A 3,503-nucleotide genomic window follows, 5' to 3' on the forward strand; every position below is an offset into this window, starting at 1 on the left:
GCGGGTGGGGCGGGGCGAGGGCGACCAGCAGAAGGGTGAGGGCCGCGGCCGCGCCGCCGGATCGGAGGCGAGTCCCCGGCCGCACGGTGAGGGCGATCATGCTGACGATGATCACCGTGGTGGTGCCGACGGCGGACCAGGCGACGGGGGTGGGTGGGACGCTGCTGATCCCGGTCCCGGAGGCCAGCAGTTGCAGGGTGGTCACGGCGAGGGCGGCCACCGGCCACCGCGACCGGCAGGTCGGGGGCGAGCCACCCAGAGGTGGTGAGTAGCACCCACAGCACCACCCGGAACACCAGGTACCCGGCGACGACGAGGACGATGCGGGTTCGGCCGTGGACCAGGGTGGTGATCACCCATGCCGCGCCGAGGGTGGTCGCCAGCAGCAGCGGCAGGTACAGGGTCTCGGTGAACTGGGGCACGTCGGTGTCGTATTCCATCACGATGATCAGCGCCGCCCCCAGCACGCCTGCGGCCAGGGCGATCCGCGGCGGGGCGGGCACGTGCCGGTCGGTGCCGGTGAGCAGGCCGATCAGCACGCACAGGGTGCCGATCACCGACAGCAGGTGCGGGGGCGACCAGAGCACCGCGTCACGCCCGAACGCGGTGTGCCAGAACGCGTCGGCGGGGGCGGCCGCCGCGGTCGCGACCGCCGCAGCGACCGCGAGGGCGAACCCGGGCGTGCGGAACACGGCGGCCACGGAGCGTGTCGCGGCCAGCCGCCGCCACCCCCAGCCGGCGATCACGACCCCGACGGTGAGGATCGACGCATACAGCAGCAGGTGCGGAGGGATGAAGGTGCTGTCCCGGCCGAGGGTGGTGTGCCAGGAGTCGTCCCAATACGCCGACCCAACCCCGGCGGCCGCGGCCGCTGCGGCGACCCAGACGCCCCCTGCCCCCAGCGCCGGGGAACCGCGGGCCGGGTCCGGCTCGGACGGGATGGGGGCGCGGTCACGGCTGCCGTGTGGTCGCATGGTCTGTCCTTTCTGTGATGCGGCAGGGAGCCGGTCCGGCCCTGGCGGCTAACGCCATGGCCCCGCTCCCGGCGGCAGCGGGGTGGTAGAGGTGTGTTAGAGGGGGAGCACGGTGGCTCCGATGAGGTTCTGGATGCTGGAGGTGAGGAGTGTCCAGGCTCCGCTGATCATCGCGATGCCGGTGGCGATCATGAGGACCCCGCCGGTGATGTTGATGGTGCGGATGTGGCGGCGCAGGAACGTGATGCTTCCGGTGGCCCAGTTCAGGCCGGCGGCGGCGGCGATGAAGGGCAACCCCAGGCCCAGGCAGTAGGTGACGGCGAGGAGGGCGCCGCGGGCGGGGTTGCCGGTGGTGAGGCTGAGGGCGGAGATCGCGGCGAGGGTGGGGCCCAGGCACGGGGTCCAGCCGAGCCCGAACGCGATGCCGAGCAGGGGAGCTCCGGCCAGCCCGCTGGGTGGGTGGATGGCGGGTTTCGCGGTGCGTTGGAAGAGCCGGAACACGCCGAGGAACACGAGCCCCATCAGCAGGACCACGATCCCGAGGATGCGGGTGAGGAGATCTTGCCAGCGGATGAGCCAGGCCCCCAGGGCGCCGAACGCGGCCCCGTAGCCGATGAACAGGACGGAGAAGCCGAGGGTGAACAGTCCGGTCCCGGCCAGCGCCCGCCACCGGGAGACCCCCGCGGTGGTGGTGGTGCCGGTGAGGTAGCCGAGGTAGCCGGGCACGAGGGGGAGCACGCAGGGGGAGGCGAAGGACACCAGCCCGGCGAGGAGGGCTAGGGGGAGGGCGGCCCAGATGCTGCCGGCGGTGATGATCTCCCCCATCAGGGGCTCGTCTCGGCGAGGACGGTGTCGATGAGGGCGGCGAGGGTGGTGCGGGTAGGCAGTTGCCCGATGATGCGGGCGGCCATCCGGCCGGTGCGGTCCAGGACGATTGTGGTGGGCACGGCGCCGGGGGCGGCTTTCCCGGCGAACGCGGCTTGCACCGTGCCGGTGGTGGCGTCCAGGATCGACGGGTAGGTGATGCCGAACTGGTTCTCGAACGCGGCGGCGGTGTCGGCGCTGTCGCGCACGTTGACGCCGATGAACACGACACCGTCGGGCTGGTAGGTCTGGGCGAGGGCTTCCAGGTCGGGCGCTTCGGCACGGCAGGGCGGGCAGGCGGCGTACCAGAAGTTCACCACAACGACCGAACCCGCCCACGCGGTGGAATCCGCCTGCTCCCCGGTGTCGGTGGTGCCGGTGAAGGTGACCGGGTCGTCGCGCTGGTCGGCGGGGATCTCCCGCACGGTCTCGTCCGCGGACAGATACCCCGGGGACGGGGAGGAGGACAACAGGCCGGGCGTCTGGGCGGTGCACCCGGCCAGAAGCAGGACGAGCGCGCCGAACACGGCGACCGCGGCGGCGGTGACGGCGCGGCGGGGTGGGCGTGTCAGGGTGGTGGGGGTGCGCATGCGGGATCACTCCGGTCGGTCAGGTGTTCGTGCTCTTGCTGGTGGGGCGGCGGCGGCCGGCGAGGATGGCGCCGGTGATCAGCAGCAGCGCCCCGGTCGGGTACCCGGCGACCAGGTCGAGCCAGCCGGAGGGCTGGCCGGGGCCGAACACTTCCAGGTGCGCGAGCCAGTGGATGATCGCGACGATCGCGCCGGCGGCCATCAGGGCCTGGCCGACCCGGACGAGCAGGCGGTGTCGCCGCCAGGCGCGTTGCGGGTCCTCAGCTGGGGCGGGGCGGGGGGTGGTGCGGGTCATGAGCGGTCCTTTCGCAGGGGGCGGGTCACAGTCCGGAGTAGGAGTGCAGCCCGGTGAAGAAGACGTTGACGACGCCGAAGTTGAACAGCACGGCGGCGAAGCCGACGATGCACAGCCAGGCGGCGCGGGTGCCGGCCCAGCCGCGGGTGGCGGTGGCGTGCAGGTATCCGGCGTAGAGCACCCAGATGATGAACGTCCACACCTCTTTCACGTCCCACCCCCAGAACCTGCCCCAGGCGCGGCCGGCCCAGATCGCCCCGGCGATCAGGGTGAAGGTCCACAGGATGAACCCGACGATCGTCAGCCGGTATGCGAGTCGGTCCAGATCCTCCGGCCCGGGCAGACTGTCCCGCAGCCGGGTGAGCCGGGAGGGGAGGCCGCGGCGGCGGGTGGTGAGCAGGTAGGTGAGGGAGACGAGGAACGCGAGCCCGAAGAACGCGGTCGCCAGCAGCGCGACCAGCACGTGGATGACCAGCCACCCGGACTGCAGGGCGGGCATCAGGGGGACGACGGGGACGTAGAAGCTGACCGTCGCGACGCCGAGCAGCAGCACGGTCAGCCCGAGCACGGCGCTGCCCAGGTACGCCAGCCGCACCCGCAGCGACACGGCCAGGAAGGTGGCGATGATCAGGGCGGTGCCGGTGAGGGAGAACTCGAACATGTTCGCCCACGGCACCCGGTCCGCGGCGACCCCGCGCAGCACCACCCCGGCAAGATGGAACACCCAGCCCAGCACGGTCAACACGAACCCGACCCGCGCCGCCTTCCCCGCCCCCCGTC

The 3,503-nt window shown here is 72.5% G+C and carries 5 protein-coding genes; all 5 read right to left on the reverse strand.

Features of this window, described 5'->3' with window-relative positions; genetic code table 11:
- Positions 1-974 (reverse strand): hypothetical protein (locus tag AC1Q49_RS16120; protein WP_492493410.1); only part of this gene is annotated, 974 nt, incomplete at its 3' end.
- Positions 975-1,070: 96 nt separating this feature from the next.
- Complete coding sequence (locus tag AC1Q49_RS16125) at positions 1,071-1,799, reverse strand: cytochrome c biogenesis CcdA family protein (RefSeq protein WP_005049586.1); 729 nt, start codon at positions 1,797-1,799, stop codon at positions 1,071-1,073.
- Entirely contained in the window at positions 1,799-2,428 is a 630-nt protein-coding gene (locus tag AC1Q49_RS16130) for a TlpA family protein disulfide reductase (RefSeq protein WP_005049587.1), read from the reverse strand. Before AC1Q49_RS16130 ends, AC1Q49_RS16125 begins: the two co-directional genes overlap by 1 nt.
- A gap of 19 nt (positions 2,429-2,447) precedes the next feature.
- The gene (locus tag AC1Q49_RS16135) at positions 2,448-2,723 is read right to left on the reverse strand and encodes a hypothetical protein (protein WP_005049588.1); all 276 of its coding nucleotides are present in this window, start codon (positions 2,721-2,723) and stop codon (positions 2,448-2,450) included.
- A gap of 25 nt (positions 2,724-2,748) precedes the next feature.
- A partial coding sequence (ccsB, locus tag AC1Q49_RS16140) for a c-type cytochrome biogenesis protein CcsB (protein WP_492493413.1) occupies positions 2,749-3,503 on the reverse strand: 755 nt, incomplete at its 5' end.

The organism is Microbacterium sp. MPR-TSA4, assembly GCF_058792815.1.

What these genes read in the sequence shown, in the direction of transcription:
- AC1Q49_RS16135 (WP_005049588.1), bottom strand. Translation starts at nt 2,723, where the DNA reads ATGACCCGCACCACCCCCCGCCCCGCCCCAGCTGAGGACCCGCAACGC.
- AC1Q49_RS16130 (WP_005049587.1), bottom strand. Translation starts at nt 2,428, where the DNA reads ATGCGCACCCCCACCACCCTGACACGCCCACCCCGCCGCGCCGTCACC.
- AC1Q49_RS16125 (WP_005049586.1), bottom strand. Translation starts at nt 1,799, where the DNA reads ATGGGGGAGATCATCACCGCCGGCAGCATCTGGGCCGCCCTCCCCCTA.